Annotated in this window: 10 protein-coding genes and 1 CRISPR repeat array; of the genes, 4 read left to right on the forward strand and 6 right to left on the reverse strand. The window is 57.8% G+C overall.

The annotated features are described in order from the left end of the window. Positions 1–362: 362 nt before the first annotated feature. Both ACVWZ1_RS10160 and ACVWZ1_RS10165 read left to right on the forward strand, forming a co-directional pair. Positions 363–1,199, forward strand: coding sequence for an ABC transporter ATP-binding protein (locus ACVWZ1_RS10160; protein ID WP_049749636.1), 837 nt, complete (start codon positions 363–365; stop codon positions 1,197–1,199). Positions 1,200–1,275: 76 nt separating this feature from the next. Beyond that, entirely contained in the window at positions 1,276–2,049 is a 774-nt protein-coding gene (locus tag ACVWZ1_RS10165) for an ABC transporter permease (RefSeq protein WP_457503296.1), read from the forward strand. Positions 2,050–2,082: 33 nt separating this feature from the next. Here ACVWZ1_RS10165 and ald read toward each other — a convergent pair whose 3' ends face one another. From ald to ACVWZ1_RS10180, 3 genes are all read right to left on the reverse strand, one after another. After that, entirely contained in the window at positions 2,083–3,171 is a 1,089-nt protein-coding gene (ald, locus tag ACVWZ1_RS10170) for an alanine dehydrogenase (RefSeq protein WP_457503298.1), read from the reverse strand. Positions 3,172–3,506: 335 nt separating this feature from the next. Further along, positions 3,507–8,095: a CRISPR direct-repeat array (repeat unit 37 nt; unit sequence GTTGATCCCTACCTTTTCCCCGCAAGGGGACGGAAAC). Positions 8,096–8,195: 100 nt separating this feature from the next. Next, positions 8,196–9,308 (reverse strand): LptF/LptG family permease, encoded by a 1,113-nt coding sequence (locus ACVWZ1_RS10175; protein WP_457503300.1) that lies wholly within the window; start codon positions 9,306–9,308, stop codon positions 8,196–8,198. 108 nt (positions 9,309–9,416) lie between these two features. Beyond that, positions 9,417–10,643: a pentapeptide repeat-containing protein gene (locus tag ACVWZ1_RS10180; protein WP_457503302.1), complete on the reverse strand. Its 1,227-nt coding sequence runs from the start codon at positions 10,641–10,643 to the stop codon at positions 9,417–9,419. Between the two features lie 166 nt (positions 10,644–10,809). Between ACVWZ1_RS10180 and ACVWZ1_RS10185 the strand changes: the two genes are divergently transcribed. Next, positions 10,810–12,630, forward strand: a complete 1,821-nt coding sequence (locus tag ACVWZ1_RS10185) for a DUF1565 domain-containing protein (protein ID WP_457503303.1) — start codon at positions 10,810–10,812, stop codon at positions 12,628–12,630. 166 nt (positions 12,631–12,796) lie between these two features. Here the strand turns inward: ACVWZ1_RS10185 and ACVWZ1_RS10190 are convergent, their stop codons facing one another. After that, the gene (locus ACVWZ1_RS10190) at positions 12,797–13,540 is read right to left on the reverse strand and encodes a response regulator (protein ID WP_414356063.1); all 744 of its coding nucleotides are present in this window, start codon (positions 13,538–13,540) and stop codon (positions 12,797–12,799) included. Positions 13,541–13,794: 254 nt separating this feature from the next. After that, on the reverse strand, positions 13,795–14,712 hold the full coding sequence (rbsK, locus tag ACVWZ1_RS10195; RefSeq protein ID WP_457467163.1) for a ribokinase: 918 nt from the start codon (positions 14,710–14,712) through the stop codon (positions 13,795–13,797). A 120-nt stretch (positions 14,713–14,832) separates the two neighbouring features. On the opposite strand from rbsK, the gene ACVWZ1_RS10200 reads away from it, so the two are divergent. Continuing rightward, positions 14,833–15,144, forward strand: coding sequence for a YbjQ family protein (locus ACVWZ1_RS10200; RefSeq protein WP_414425718.1), 312 nt, complete (start codon positions 14,833–14,835; stop codon positions 15,142–15,144). Between the two features lie 5 nt (positions 15,145–15,149). Here the strand turns inward: ACVWZ1_RS10200 and ACVWZ1_RS10205 are convergent, their stop codons facing one another. Continuing rightward, the gene (locus tag ACVWZ1_RS10205; protein ID WP_457503304.1) at positions 15,150–15,899 is read right to left on the reverse strand and encodes a YebC/PmpR family DNA-binding transcriptional regulator; all 750 of its coding nucleotides are present in this window, start codon (positions 15,897–15,899) and stop codon (positions 15,150–15,152) included. Between the last annotated feature and the right edge of the window lie 161 nt (positions 15,900–16,060).

The raw sequence follows: 16,060 nt of genomic DNA on the forward strand, positions 1-16,060 counted from the left end.
CCTTGGGGCGACTGTAAACTCGCCTGAAATTCCGAAACTTAGCTGTCCTCTGGGGCCGCTAGGGATTGGGATAAAGCCCGCACCCTGCGCATAGCACGGGTGTCGGGTAGTTTACTGTCTTCGATGACCGGGCCCTCGGGGATCCCACATCTCCTGAAGCTGAACATGGGGGGACCTCACCGGCCCACAAAGTATCTGGCAACACAGCTGGCTGCCCCTCTCTCTGATGTAGTGGGGATGGGGTTGGCCATACCAATCGAGATAAACCGGCCTGCAACCCTCATTGCTCCCGCCATCATCTGTCTGGATCAGGGGGATCAGCCCTCACTTGGGCCACTATGAAAATCATTGGAGTTGAGTCAATGTTGGAGTCGCAGAGGGTGGTTCAAAGTGGGTTATCTTCCCCCGCTGTTTCGGGCAAGCCCGTTCTGGAGTTGCGCCACGTCTCGCTGCAGTACCCCACCAAGGGATCCCCAGTCACGATCATCCGCGACGTCAGCTTTTCTGTTGCCCACTCGGAGTTTGTCTCCATTGTTGGGCCGAGCGGCTGTGGCAAGACTTCTCTTTTGAAGATGATGGCCGGCCTGAACACTGACCATGGCGGCACCCTCTACTTTCAGTTGCAGCCCATCGCCGGCCCCCTGAAGAGTGTGGGCATGGCCTTTCAAAACCCGGTGCTGCTGCCCTGGCGCACAACCCTGGAGAACGTGTTGCTGCCGTTGGAGGTGGTGGAGCCCTACAAGCGCACCTTCAAGCAAAACCTGGCCCAGCACGAGAAGTCGGCGCTGGAGCTGCTGGCCACCGTGGGCTTGGAGGGTTTTCAGAAAGCCTATCCTTGGCAGCTTTCCGGGGGAATGCGGCAGCGGGCTTCCCTGTGCCGCGCTTTGATCCATCAGCCGGAGCTGCTGCTGTTGGACGAACCTTTTGCTGCTCTGGATGCCTTTACCCGCGAGGATATGTGGGAAATGTTGCAGCGGCTGTGGCTGCGCACCGGCTGCACCGCCATTTTGATCACTCACGATTTGCGGGAGGCGGTTTTCCTCTCCGATACCATTTATGTGATGGGGCCACGGCCTAGCGAGATCATCTTTTCCCTCAAAGTGGATCTGCCCCGTCCACGCCCGCTGGAGATCTGCCTGACGGACGAGTTTCACCGCTTGGTCTCGGAAGTGCGCCAGCACATTCGGCGCAGCTATTAGGCCAAAGAGCCCTTGATCCAAAAAATCTGGAAAGGTTTGCTGGACAGGTTACCGCGCATTTCTGCCGAGGGATCCCATGAAAAAATCATTTGACCGATTTTTGCAGACCCAAACGGCTTCTGTGGTCTTGCCCGCTGTCACCATCGTTTTGACCCTTGTGCTCTGGCAGGTGGGGGTGGGGCTGTTCAACGTTCCTCGCTTCATTCTGCCGGCGCCCACCGAGATCCTGGCAGCCATGAACCAATGGAGCCCGGTGATTATGCGCCACTCCCTAACCACCCTCACTTCGACGCTGCTGGCCTTTGTGCTGGCTTTGGTGGGGGGGATATTGCTGGGATCGATCATCGGCAGCTCCCGCCTGGCCCATCTGTGTTTGTACCCGCTGCTGGTGGGGTTTAACACCATCCCGAAGGTGGCTTTGGTGCCGCTGCTGGCGATTTGGTTTGGCTTGGGCCTGATCCCGGCGGTGATCACGGCCTTTTTGCTGGCCTTTTTCCCCATTGCGGTCAATGTGGCGGTGGGGCTGGAGACGGTGGAAGCCGAAATGCGGGATGTGCTGCGATCGTTGGGGGCCAGCTCTTGGGAGATTTTCACCAAGGTGGGGCTACCCCACAGCATGCCCTACCTGTTTGCCTCGTTGAAAGTGGCCATCTCCTTTGCTTTTGTCGGCTCGGTGATCTCGGAGACGGTGGCTTCCAACCAGGGGCTGGGCTACCTGATCGTGTCGGCCAGTTCTTCTTTTGATGTGCCTTTGGCCTTTGCGGGTTTGGCTGCCCTCGGCCTCATGGGTGTCTTGCTCTACACCTTTTTCGCGGCTCTGGAGCGCTATGTCCTGTCCTGGCGACAGTAGCATCTCTCCCCAGGGAGCCAACCCCTGCCTGAGCTAGCCCAGGTCTGGAAAGGTGGCTCGCACCGCCGGGTGGATGAGCTTGCCTGCCCTGACGTTTAGCCCTTTGGCCAAGGCCGGGTCTTGTTCCAAAGCAGCGGGCAAGCCGAGGTTGGCCAGCTTGAGGATGTAGGGGAGAGTGGCGTTGACCAGCGCTTGGGTCGAAGTCCAGGGGACAGCCCCCGGCATGTTGGGAACGCCGTAGTGCAACACCCCGTGGGCTTCGTAAACCGGCTGGGCATGGGTGGTAACCCGTGTGGTAGCAATGCACCCCCCCTGATCCACCGCCACATCCACAATGAGGGAGCGAGGACGCATTTGGGCCACCAACTCTTCTCCCACCAAGACCGGGGCCCGCCTTCCCGGCACCAACACTGCCCCCACCAGCAGGTCGGCCTCGCGAACACACTCTTCCACGCTTTGGGCCGTGCTGTAGAGCAGCTCCACACGGGATCCAAAGAGCAGCTCCAGCTCGTTCAGCCGCTGCAGGTTGATGTCCAAAATCTGCACCCGTGCCCCCAAGCCTACGGCCATTTTGGCCGCCTCGGTGCCCACCGTGCCTCCGCCCAAGATCACCACCCGTCCCGGCGATACCCCTGGGATCCCGCCCAGCAACACGCCTCGCCCCCCCTGTTGTCGGGTGAGGTAATGGGCGCCAAATTGCACCGAGAGCCGCCCGGCAATCATGCTCATGGGCGCCAACAAAGGCAGGGATCCATCTGCCAATTCCACCGTTTCATAGGCAAGGCAGGTGGCCCCCGATTGCAACAGCGCCTGGGTCAGCTCGCGGCTGGCGGCCAAGTGCAAATAGGTAAACAGAATAAGGTCGGGATGGAGCAGAGGATACTCGGCAGGCAAGGGCTCCTTTACCTTCACCACCAGCTCCTGCCGGTAGATCTCCTCAGGAGTGACAGCCAGCTTGGCCCCCGCTTTTTGGTAGTCCTCATCCGTGAAGCCCGCCCCCTGGCCTGCTTGGGTTTCCACCCACACCTGATGCCCCTGTTCGGTTAAGGCCCGCACCGCCGCCGGTGTCAGCCCGACACGGAACTCTTGCTCTTTGATCTCTTTGGGCACGCCAATTCGCATAGGGATCCCCGTAGGGCTGCTTTCCAGTCTAGACAGACTCTCCCCGCAATGGGATCCCTGGCCTGAGCAGGAGAGCGAAAATTGTAAAGTTTTGTGCGCGATCTGTCGGGGCAAGCAATCGCCAGGCTAATTTTGTTAGCTCAAGATTTCAAGGGCAAACCTAGATCTCTTGCCATGATTGGCACGAAAACAAGACATAACAGCCTCAGAAAGCCCAATTTTCTTGCTTGCGCTTATCCCCAAGAGCAATGTTAACATCTATGTCACGAAGTCTCCGTACTCCCTCGCGAACGCACCTTGAAAACTGCATGGATTCAAGCTTTTCCGGGGGTAGGGTTGATCCCTACCTTTTCCCCGCAAGGGGACGGAAACTTAGTTGTTCACCTACCGAAGGAGACTAATTATGGCTGTTGATCCCTACCTTTTCCCCGCAAGGGGACGGAAACAAACCGTATGGCGTCCCCCCAGTTAAATCGTCCCATAAGGGTTGATCCCTACCTTTTCCCCGCAAGGGGACGGAAACATTTCATTTTGAGTCTTAAGCTGATCTACCGTGCGCACTGGTTGATCCCTACCTTTTCCCCGCAAGGGGACGGAAACGTAACTAAGGTGGTTTTGTGGTATGTCTAAGGGAGCACAAGTTGATCCCTACCTTTTCCCCGCAAGGGGACGGAAACCACTAGGGATGTGCTCCCTTAGGCAGATAGAAAAACCAGTTGATCCCTACCTTTTCCCCGCAAGGGGACGGAAACTGGGTGAGACACAATTGCTGCAGCCTGTGGGTTTAACTTGTTGATCCCTACCTTTTCCCCGCAAGGGGACGGAAACGGTGTTGGTGGGGGAGGTTTATTCCCTGATGCCTAAGGCATGTTGATCCCTACCTTTTCCCCGCAAGGGGACGGAAACACGCAAAGCTGAGCTCTTGGACTAGCTTTCTAACCTCCCCGTTGATCCCTACCTTTTCCCCGCAAGGGGACGGAAACTAGATTTAGTAGGGGCAATTGCTAACAGGTGTGTATTGTTGATCCCTACCTTTTCCCCGCAAGGGGACGGAAACGCGACGCTGCGGATATACTCGCAGCGTTCGGACCGAAGGTTGATCCCTACCTTTTCCCCGCAAGGGGACGGAAACAAGGGTGAGTAAAGCAGGGCTGGGGCCGGCAGACTGCTGGTTGATCCCTACCTTTTCCCCGCAAGGGGACGGAAACTAGGGGAGATCTCCAATCTCCCTTCCGCTTTAGGGAGATAGGAGGGTTGATCCCTACCTTTTCCCCGCAAGGGGACGGAAACCAAAAAGTCTACATCGAAGCTTGGCGCAACCCCGTTCTACGTTGATCCCTACCTTTTCCCCGCAAGGGGACGGAAACTAGCCAACGATTTGGGTGCTCCGCGCAGGAGCCGCCATGGTTGATCCCTACCTTTTCCCCGCAAGGGGACGGAAACTTGGATTACTTAAGCATAGGGAGGGCTTGAGTAATCCTTTGTTGATCCCTACCTTTTCCCCGCAAGGGGACGGAAACAATATAGTTTGACTAGACATGTTAACCTCCAAGGCAGGGAAGTTGATCCCTACCTTTTCCCCGCAAGGGGACGGAAACTGGTTTGTGGTGTGTTGGTTAGTTCATACTATTCTTCCTCGTTGATCCCTACCTTTTCCCCGCAAGGGGACGGAAACACTCGCCGTTTACGAGTGGGTGCTCTATTTCGGACCAACTAAAGTTGATCCCTACCTTTTCCCCGCAAGGGGACGGAAACCTCTTCTGCCCAAACCTGAACGGGTTCTAGCCCCCAAGGCGTTGATCCCTACCTTTTCCCCGCAAGGGGACGGAAACAACGTATCCAACCCCGCATGGAGCCAGTTCGTAGTAAGTGTTGATCCCTACCTTTTCCCCGCAAGGGGACGGAAACTACGTCTACATCCCTAACGCCTATGAGGAGTCTGAGAAAATGTTGATCCCTACCTTTTCCCCGCAAGGGGACGGAAACCCAAACTTATAGCCCAGGGTGAGACCTTCTACATAGTGGTTGATCCCTACCTTTTCCCCGCAAGGGGACGGAAACGGTAAACCAACATTTCAACCTCCAATTAGCAGGGAGTTGATCCCTACCTTTTCCCCGCAAGGGGACGGAAACACGACATTCGGGTCTTTTTCGAACCCGATTTCCAGAGGTTGATCCCTACCTTTTCCCCGCAAGGGGACGGAAACTGAACAAATTTCTTGCCGGTCAAAAAGTCACTGTCGAGGCCTGGGTTGATCCCTACCTTTTCCCCGCAAGGGGACGGAAACGTTGAGTCTAGGATTCACCAACTCAAAGTAGTCTAAATTAATGTTGATCCCTACCTTTTCCCCGCAAGGGGACGGAAACGTTCTTAACGATGACTACACGGTTGTTTCTAATGAAGGCTGTTGATCCCTACCTTTTCCCCGCAAGGGGACGGAAACCACATTCAGGCCCGCTGGGCTGAGATCCCGCAATCCGTTGATCCCTACCTTTTCCCCGCAAGGGGACGGAAACCCTATATACTCCCTTAAACACGGAAGAAGGACACCCAGGTGCCGTTGATCCCTACCTTTTCCCCGCAAGGGGACGGAAACCGGTTCCATAAACACCTCTCCCTTCATCAGGGATAAAGGTTGATCCCTACCTTTTCCCCGCAAGGGGACGGAAACCGGGGGCACAGATGTCGTGTTCTACGATCTGGAAACAGTAGTTGATCCCTACCTTTTCCCCGCAAGGGGACGGAAACAGCCTTGCCCACGTACGTGAGCACAAGCCGGGTCCGGTTGATCCCTACCTTTTCCCCGCAAGGGGACGGAAACCTCGATATAGCGGGTTCGTGCGTGTTCGCCCCAGAACGTTGATCCCTACCTTTTCCCCGCAAGGGGACGGAAACTGCGGTTCTTCGACCCCTTTTGTTTGCGGAGTACTTGTTGATCCCTACCTTTTCCCCGCAAGGGGACGGAAACGGGCCACCGCGTGTGAGCTAAGCTAGTTCCTCCCCCTCTGACGTTGATCCCTACCTTTTCCCCGCAAGGGGACGGAAACTAGCCTTTGTAAATCAGACCAAAGTCACCATCTGCAAAGCAGCGTTGATCCCTACCTTTTCCCCGCAAGGGGACGGAAACAGATCATCCAAGATCCCCGAAAGTAGAATACTGTCATAAAGTATTCGTTGATCCCTACCTTTTCCCCGCAAGGGGACGGAAACCAACTCCGCTTACCTGCAGGGATCGATACCCGCCAAGGGTTGATCCCTACCTTTTCCCCGCAAGGGGACGGAAACACGGTAGATCGATGCCAATAGGGAGTACTCCACTTAGCTAGTTGATCCCTACCTTTTCCCCGCAAGGGGACGGAAACTTGGTGGGGGTGGCAAGCCACCACCTACAAAAGGGTTGTTGATCCCTACCTTTTCCCCGCAAGGGGACGGAAACGAAGACTTTAGCGAAGTACTGCTCGGCTACCGGGTAGAGCGTGTTGATCCCTACCTTTTCCCCGCAAGGGGACGGAAACCGAACAGAGTCGATATCCCGATAGCCCCAGACGGGAGATGGCAGGTTGATCCCTACCTTTTCCCCGCAAGGGGACGGAAACTTCCTACAACCTAGGGCGTATTTGAAGCCTCCGCGAGTGGAGAGTTGATCCCTACCTTTTCCCCGCAAGGGGACGGAAACAATGGGGATGCCGATTGTATTCGGGCAGCTTTGCACCTGTAGTTGATCCCTACCTTTTCCCCGCAAGGGGACGGAAACGTGACTAAGCGAGAACGTACAAACCGTATGGCGTCGACCCGTTGATCCCTACCTTTTCCCCGCAAGGGGACGGAAACAACGCTATCTGGCACACGCCATTGATCCGGTACGTGCCAGGTTGATCCCTACCTTTTCCCCGCAAGGGGACGGAAACACCCGATTTTCTCTTTACGTCCCAGGGCGTACTTAGGCCGTTGATCCCTACCTTTTCCCCGCAAGGGGACGGAAACGGTATACATTTACAACCCGTTCTCAAAAAACTTCATTGAGAAGGTTGATCCCTACCTTTTCCCCGCAAGGGGACGGAAACGTGGGAATAAATAACACCCAGTTATGAACCTGGGTGCTGGTTGATCCCTACCTTTTCCCCGCAAGGGGACGGAAACAGCCATTTTAGACCTCCCTTTACGGGAAAGAAACAACGTTGATCCCTACCTTTTCCCCGCAAGGGGACGGAAACTACTTAGTTCCTCCCCGAACTTTGACCTCAACGACGTGGAAGTTGATCCCTACCTTTTCCCCGCAAGGGGACGGAAACTATACGAGTAGCCCATTAGTGCTACTGGACCGCTAACGATTAGGGTTGATCCCTACCTTTTCCCCGCAAGGGGACGGAAACCATAGGGTGGCCTTGTCGGTGGGTCCAATGACCCAGTAGAACGTTGATCCCTACCTTTTCCCCGCAAGGGGACGGAAACGGTGTCTTGGTTGGTGGGGGGGGGGGGGGGAGAGTTAGTGGGAGGTTGATCCCTACCTTTTCCCCGCAAGGGGACGGAAACAAGCTTGATTGGAGTCAGGTTTACTTTCTCAACGTGTGGTTGATCCCTACCTTTTCCCCGCAAGGGGACGGAAACGCCCAGATCATAGCAGCAGCTTTTGCAAGACCGGGAATGTACAGGTTGATCCCTACCTTTTCCCCGCAAGGGGACGGAAACGTAGGTGACCAAAGGCCTTCCCATCCGCTCTCCCTCAAGTTGATCCCTACCTTTTCCCCGCAAGGGGACGGAAACGGATCCCTCACTGGCAATGGGATGGTGGTTTTGGTGAAGAATGTTGATCCCTACCTTTTCCCCGCAAGGGGACGGAAACTAGCCTTTGAGGGAATCTAGATGAGCTGGACTTGGCGAAGTGCGTTGATCCCTACCTTTTCCCCGCAAGGGGACGGAAACCTGAGCTACGCGAGGCGAGAGGAGAGAGAAAGGAAAGTTGATCCCTGCCTTCTTCGAGACATCCTTGAGAACTGAGACTGGCGGATTCTAGGGTGGATCCCTAGCGCAGGAAACGGGCCAGCAGCACCAGTCCGATGCCGCCGAACAAGATGTTGAAGCTCCAGGCTGCCGCCCAAGGGGGAAGGGCTCCCACTTCTCCCAAGCTGCGAGACACGCTCAGAACCACGTAGTAGCCAAACACCAACAGGATCCCGAAGACGACGCCCCCGTAGCGTCCCACCCGCCGGGCAGTGCTGGATCCCAGGGGTAGCGAAATCAGCACGGCAAAAAAGCTGGCCAAGGGCAGGGAGAAGCGCATGTGGAACTCGGTGCGCAGAGCCTGAGTATTGAGATTGGAGCGGGCCAGGCGGGAAATCCGCTCTGCCAGCTCCGGCAAGCTCAACTCGCTGGGGGGAACCGGCGGCTGCATCAGGGCAGCCAGATCCTGAGAAACTTGCAACGGCTTGCGATGAAACGTTTGCTCGGCAATGCTGAGACCCGTGGGGCCGTAAAGGTGGGTTGCCCCTTCGCTGAGGCTCCACTCCAGTCCGTTCCACACTGCCTGAGCGGCCAAGGTCACTTCCACCAACTGGTATTTGCCTCCCGGCAAGGGATCCACCCGCAAAATCGTGACATCTTGCATGGTATTCAACCGGGGATCCACTTGGCGGATGAAGAACCAGAGGTTGTCTTCGGTTTTGAAAAAGACGTCGTATTGCACCGGGGTGGTGGCCTGGGCCAGCAAAGCTTGCTGATCGATCTGGCGGATTTGCTGTTTACTGGCTGGCAGCAGCACGTTGCTAATGAAAAAAGCGCTCAAGCTCATGGCCAACCCCACCAGCAGCAGGGGTCGGAAAATCCGGCTAAAAGGGATCCCGGCTGCCCGCATAGCGGTGATCTCGCTGTTGCCGCTCAGCTTGCCCAAGGTGAGCATGGTGGCAAAAAAGGCGGCAATGGGCATACCCAGCACCACCATCTCCGGCAGATCCAAAACCAAGAGGCGCAACACCGTCAGGGGGGGGACGGATCCCTCGACCAGCCGCTCGGCCAGGGTAAACAACCGGCCCACCAGCAGCAGCAGGGTTCCCCCGGCAATACCGGCCAGCACCGGGGTGAGCATCTCCCCAAACAGATAGCGCTCCAGCAGCCAGAACTTGGTGAGCAACCGTGCCATGTTTGAGAATTGAAAGGGATCGCCCTCATCCCCATGAAAGAGACGGGTTGCAATGGCCGAAAAATCGGCAGCAAAAGCCCTGAACCAGGCTCATCAATGCATTCTCGCTCAAGGGCTTGGGGAAGCAGGGGGGGGAAACGACTCTGTTTTGTCGGCAGGATCCGAACGCGGCCTAGGAGAGTTGAGGGGAGGTTCGGACTCGGGATCCAGCTCGGCCCCCCAGGCGGCCAGGTAGGCCCGTTGTTCGGGGGAAAGGCGGCGAGCCTGGCGGAAATCTGCCCCTGCCACGATAGCTCCGGTGTAGGCTCCGGTCTTAAAATCCGGCTTTTGCCCCGGCTGAGCGGGGGAAGCCGTCTGAGGGGATCCCACAAACAGCAAAGCGCGGTAAAGGTCTGCTCCCCGCAAATCGGCATCCCGCAAGTTGGCTCCGCACAGGTTGGTGTGGCTGAGATCGCAGCCGCTCAGGTTGGCCCGCTCCAGGCTGGCTTCGCTGAAATCCACCGCCCGCAACAGGGTGCCATGCAGGTCGGCTCCCTCCAGCATCGTGCCCAGGCTGACCACCCGGATCCCGTGCAGGCGATCCCGCTGGTAGCCCCCCTTGCCATCCAGGATAGGTCGGCCCAGGTGTTCGTCTCGCCGCAGAGGGCTGAGCAGATTGGCAGTGGAGAGAAAGCGCAGGATCTTGGCTTTGCCGAAGCGATCCACCCCATTCAACAGAGCAGCCGTGCGCCCGGCAGCAATGGCCCGCTCCAGGGGCCAATCGTCCAACTGCCCATCGGGAGACAAGACCAAGTTGGAAATGCCTTCAAAGTAGGCGTCGATGGTCTGCTGCTGGGTGATGATATTCTGCTGAATGGTGAGATCGCGGGAGATGATGTACTGCCGCCAGGCGATGTAGGCGGCCAGGATGGCGATCAAGATTTGGCCTGTGGCCCCGAACACTTCTCCCAAAGCCCCAATTGCTTCCCAACTCAGGGATCCCAAGGCAGAAAACAGCCCGCTCCCGGCAATCCCTCCCATCACGGCCAAGCTGAGGGCCACTCCCGCCCAGGCCAATTGAGGCCAAGTGGTCAGCCACTGCCAAAGACGGCGTCCGATCTGAGCCCAAAGCGATCGCCCCCACCAGCCCGCCAGGCCCAGCCAAGCCAGCACCGCCCCCCAGCCCAAGACCGGCTGAGCCATCAGCTTTCCCAAGAGCAGCAAGAAGGCCGGGATCCCCAACAGCAGCAGATGAATCAGGGGTTGCCACGGTGAGACCGGAGACAGCAGGATCCCGGATTCAAGCAGCGACGGCTCTTGGGGCAGATGTTCGGGGACAAGGGTTTTGTAGGTCATGGCGCAAGCAGGGAGGTTACTCTAGGGCTAGTGTTAGACTTGCAAAAAAAAGCCTGCGTTAGTCCGTATTTGGAGTTGGCGGATAGGGCAGGCCCCTGCCTGCTCAGTTTGGTAGGATAACCTCGGCCTTTCTTCTCTAGCCCAGCCTGGTGTGAGGATAACCACCATGATCTCTTCCTTATTGTCCTTACTGCCTATTGGTCTGCAGAAATCCGGCGAACACCAATCTACAGCAGTCCTGCCCGGCCTGCGGGCGCAGCGCCATCGTTCTGCAATGCTGACGCGGCTGGCAACCTCTCTGATGCTTGGCACCACCTTACTGCTGACAGCAAAGTTGGATCCCGGCTGGGCGCAAACTTCCCTGGACACTGGTATTACCGGCGAGCAGACCCTGCCTCAAGCTCCCCCGCTCCCGGACAATCGCCCGGCTATTTTTGTGGATGCAGCCAACGGCAGCGATACCCGTGGGGATGGATCCCGCAATAACCCCTTCAAGACGATTACTTATGCCATTCAGCGGGCTGAGGCTGGCAGCGTCATTCAGCTTTTTCCCGGGGTATATAGCGAGGAGAGCGGCGAAACCTTCCCCATCCGTCTGAAAGCCGGCCTCACCTTGCGTGGGGACGAGTCCACCTTGGGAGAGGGCTATCTCATCACCGGCGGCGGTACCTACATGAGCCCGACCCTAGGCCGACAAAATGTTGCTCTGCTGGCAGAAACCGGCGCAGAAGTGCGAGGAATTACCCTGCGCAACCAGGGGCGGCGCGGCTATGCCCTCTGGGTGGAATCTGCCTCCCCGCGCATTCTCAACAACAGCTTTGTGGGCAGCATCCACGATGGGATCTTCATTGCCGGCGCTGCCAATCCCTGGGTGGAGGGCAACCGCTTCTATAAAAACGGGGCCAACGGCATTTCCGTCTTGGGCACCTCCCAGCCCACCATCATCAATAACCTGTTCCAGGAGACCGGCTTTGGCATCACCATCGACCAGCGCTCGGCGCCTATTGTGCGCAACAACCGCATCCTGCAGAACCGTACCGGCGTGATCGTCGGGGGCAGCTCCAGGCCCATCCTGCGCAACAATCTCATCGCCCAGAACTTGGAGACCGGCCTCACCGCCATCACCACTGCCCAGCCGGATTTGGGCACGGCCACGGATCCCGGCAACAACATCTTTGAGGGCAACGGCCAATACGATATCAACAACGCCACCCGCGGCCTGCGCCTCAATGCCAACGGCAACCAACTGCGGGGCCAGGTCAAAGGGGATCTGGATCTGTCCGGTCAAACCACCGTTGCCGCCCTTCCCGACAGCGCTCCCCGCCCCATTGCCCCTGGCACTTTGGCTCTGCCCAGCGCTCCGGCCCAGCCGGCTACTCCCAGGGATCCCCGGCCAGCCGCTGAGACCCCCTCCACCTTGCCGGTTTTAACGGTGCCCCAGTCTACTGCCCCGGTTCCCCCCTCTCCGCCCCAAGGATCCGGAGGGCGCATCTTGCCAGATCCCTCCAGCCCTCAGGCAACTCCCCAGCCCCAACCTCCGGGGGAGCAGTTTGTGGCTGTCCCCTTCACCCCCGATGGCTCTACCACACCTGCCCAGCCGGCTGACCCTGTTCCCAGGCCACCGTCGGCTCCCCTCACGGATATCACCACCCTCCTGCCTCCGCCGGCCCGTCGCCCGTCCACGGGGATCCCAACTACTCCCTCTGCTCCCACTACAACTCCAGTTGCCCCCCCTGTGGTTGCTGTGGGTAACGACTCCGTTTCGCCAACGCGAACGGCAACTCAATTTCGCGTGTTGGTGACCCCCAAGAGCAGCGATGACTTGAACCGATTGCGGCAGCTCATCCCCGAGGCGGTGGAAACGGTTTTCAACGGCAGAACAGTGTTGCAGGCGGGCCTGTACGACAGTCGCAGCCAGGCCCAGTCGGTCTTGGATCGGCTGTTGGATGCCGGCTTTGAGGCGGTTGCCGAGATGATTTTCCGCTAGCGACCCCCCACACTGCCGGCTTGCTTCTCCATAGCGGTACGAGGGAGCTTTGATCCCAGTTCTTTGGCGGGGTGGCCAGCCATTGAGCCCAAGTCTCCTTGGTCGCTGGCAAGGGAATTGACTACAAGTGCTTGCCAAGAGCGATGACGGCTCGAACACCCCCTCTCTAGTCCAACGGATCCAGTCGGTAGCGGCTGAGCCAGTGATCCAAATGCACTTCCTCCTCATCCAGCAGTTGGGCGTTGATCAACCCCCGTTTGAAAGCAAGGCGGATGGCTCTGGCCCGCAAGCTGAAGGTGGTTCCCCACTCGTCGCTCTCAATTTGGTCGTTGCTGACTTCTAACTTGTCGTAGAGGTTGCGCAGACGGTTGGTTACCCCTCGGCGGGACAAAAAGCGCCGTGCAGCAATGGCTTGGTCGGTGAGGCCGAGGGCAATGTCGATCAGCACTTCGTACTCGGCATCGCTGAGACCGGTGATTTTGTTTTGTGAACGGGAATCGACCCCGCGCACCTCTCGGTCGATCACGCATTGCTCATCCTGCACCACCGCTTGGATGGCGCTGACCAATTTTTCATCGGTGCAATTTTTCAAAAGGTAGCCATAGACAGTTTGCGGAGGCACGATCTTGTGCAGCTCCCGCACATAGACTTCATCGGCAAAATGCGACCAAAAAATGATGCGCGTGCTGGGGCACTCTGACCAAACCTGCCGCGCTACCTCGATCCCGGTCATCTCAGGCATGCGAATGTCCATCAACACAAAGTTGGGGTGGTGCTGACGGTAAAGTTCCAACGCCTCTCGGCCATTCGAGGCCATGTATACCGGGCCGAACTCAGGCAAATGTTGCGTCAGTAGGCTATGGACATGCTGACGGTAAAGAGCGTCATCTTCAGCAAGGAGGGTACTCACAGGCCTTTATCAGAGTTACCGAATACTTTCTTTTCACTTCCTAACTCTAAAAACACCCACAAGGGAAGGCAAGGCACTATTGAGCAGTACTCAAAAGGAGCAAGGGATCCCCTCCGCCGGCTATGAGTAGCAGCTCCGAAAAAGGATTTGGCCCCGCTCTGTCCTGTGGAGGTTGCGGTTTCCCCATAGCGCTCACGCAAACGGCCAATGAACTTCTCCACCGCAGACGTCGAAAACTTTTGATAAGCAGCAGTCTATGCTGTTTCTACGGCAGAGGCCAAAAACGCCTCGATCTCAGAGCGTTGGGGCAAGCTGGGTTGGGCTCCTGCACGGGTTACAACCAAGGCAGCGGCGGCATTGGCAAAACGCAGGGCTTCCCTCAGGGATCTGCCGGCAGCCAAACAGGCAGCTAAGGCCCCACAAAACCCATCTCCGGCAGCGGTGGTATCCACCACCTCCACGGGATGGGCGGGCCAATGGCCACTTTCTTCCCCATCTGCCCAGACCAGCCCTGCCCCTCCCAAGGTGAGGATAACGGTTGGGATCCCGTGCTTCTGGAGCTCCTGAGCGATCTTTTGGGCTTGTTCCGGCGTCTCCACAGGAGATTGGGCAAGGGCAGCCGCTTCGCTTTCGTTGAGCACCAAGTAGCGCACCTGGCGCAACAGGGATCCCGGCAGGGGCACCACAGGGGCTGGATTGAGCAGGACGGGGATCCCTTGGGCAAAGGCTTGCTCTGCCACCGCCTGCACCGTGGCCAGGGGGATTTCCAGTTGCAGCAGAACCATCGCTGCCGGCGTCCAAGGAGGCAGCTGGGCGGGGGTGTAGCGACTGTTAGCGCCGGGGCTGACCACAATCCGGTTTTGCCCTGCTGGATCCACAGTGATCAGAGCGATGCCGCTGGGCCCTTCCAGCTCCCGCAGGTGGTGGGTATCGACGCCGTTCTGCTCCAGGTTCTCTTTCAGCAGGCGGCCAAAGCTGTCAGATCCCACTGCCCCCCACATCTCCACCTGGGCTCCCGCCCGTGCCGCTGCCACCGCTTGGTTGGCCCCCTTGCCGCCAGGGTAGGTGGCGTAGTCGGATCCCAGCACCGTTTCCCCAGGCCCAGGATGGCGTGGTACCTGCACCACTAAGTCCAGATTCAAGCTCCCCACTACGCGAACTAGGGCTGTCATTGGCTAGCTGAAAAACGGTGCCCTAGAGGTAGCTCATTCTAGCTCCCACCACTTGGTTGGAGAGCTTTCCACCTTGGAGAGGATTGGCTAGCTTGTGAGGGGGTGACGCGGAAACAAGCCATGCTGCTGACCACTACAGACGTGCTCCAAGGTAGAGAGGTTGAGCGTTACTTGGGCATTGTTACCGCCGAGGTAGTTTATGGCACCAATGTTCTACGGGACTTCCTTGCTGCCCTCCGCAACATCATCGGGGGACGCACAAGAACCTATGAAGAAGTTCTCGAGAATGCCCAGAAAAAGGTTTTGGAAGAGTTGGAGCAGCGAGCCAAACGTTTGGGAGCAAATGGCATCCTAGGCGTTAGCATTCATACCAACATGAGCACGACAATGATCCTCGTTACCGCCGCCGGCACCGCCGTCAAGCTGCGCTAGAACCTTTAGGCCAGGCTCTCCATCAATGCCTCGTCGATCTCAAAGTTGGCGTAGACATTTTGCACATCATCCAAGTGGTCCAGCCGCTCCATGAGGGTCAGTACCAGCTTGGCTGTCTCGGGATCCTCCACATGCACCTCCGTAGAGGGGATCCAGCGGATGGCCGCCTCTTGCACCTGGTAGCCTTCTTTTTTGAGGTAGGTGGCCACCTGCTCCAGCAGGGTGTAATCGCAGTAGACTTCTGCGTCGGTTCCCTCTACCTTGAGATCCTCCCCGCCTGCTTCGGCTACCGCTAGCAGCAGAGCTTCGGGATCTGTCACCCCCTCTAGGCTAATCACCCCTTTTTGCCGGAACAGCCAGCTCACGCAGCCACTTTCCCCCAGGCTGCCGCCGACTTTGCTGAAGGCCTCCCGCACCTCGGCAGCCGTGCGGTTGCGGTTGTCGGTCATGGCTTCGATCAACACAGCCACCCCACCGGGACCGTAGCCCTCGTAGCGAACTTCTTCCAGGGGGCTGTCGTCGCTCCAGTTGCCGGCTCCCTTGGCAATGGCTCGTTCAATGTTTTCGCTGGGCATCCCCGCTGCTTTGGCTTTCTCCACTGCCGCCCGCAACTGAAAATTCCCATCCGGATCTGGCAAGCCGTTGCGAGCTGCCACGATGATGGCCCGCGAGAGTTTGGTAAAGAGGCTGCCCTTTTTGGCATCTACACGGGCCTTTTGCCGTTTAATGTTGGCCCACTTGCTGTGTCCTGCCATGCCGCCACACACCAGTCAAGCAATGAATTGGAGGGATCCCTCCACTTTTGAAGCCTAGATCACCTCGGCTCAGGACTCAACCCCGCGACAACTGGGAGGGCACTGGCCTGGTCACAAAACAAGGGATCCTGAGGATCCTTCACAACCCAGACTCAGCTACC

This window comes from Thermostichus sp. MS-CIW-25, from assembly GCF_054060015.1.